Origin of the sequence: Micromonospora sp. MW-13, assembly GCF_003434305.1 — a bacterium.
Lineage (GTDB): Bacteria > Actinomycetota > Actinomycetes > Mycobacteriales > Micromonosporaceae > Micromonospora.
In genome coordinates, this window is record NZ_QKKX01000149.1 from 1 (window position 1) to 229 (window position 229).

1 protein-coding gene is annotated in these 229 nt (G+C 67.2%); it reads right to left on the reverse strand.

Annotation, left to right across the window (positions count from 1 at the left end):
* Window positions 1-229: hypothetical protein (locus C5N14_RS32555; RefSeq protein ID WP_165878316.1), on the reverse strand; the 229-nt coding region annotated here is incomplete at both ends.

Sequence of the window (229 nt, forward strand, 5' to 3'; positions counted from 1 at the left end):
GCTGTCGGTGTTGACAGTGGCCCTGCTGCCGTCGATGGTCGCCGTCTGCGTGCGCCGGTTCGTGACCTTCGCGTCGTCGGCGGTGACCGTGAGCGTGGCGATCTCATCGACGTTGACGCCCGATCCGCGACCGGTGATGGTGGCGGTGCCCCATTTCTCGCCGAGCAGCATGCTGTCCGTGCCGCGAATGGTTACCGTGGTCGCGGCTGCGATGTTGCCGGAGGCGTTG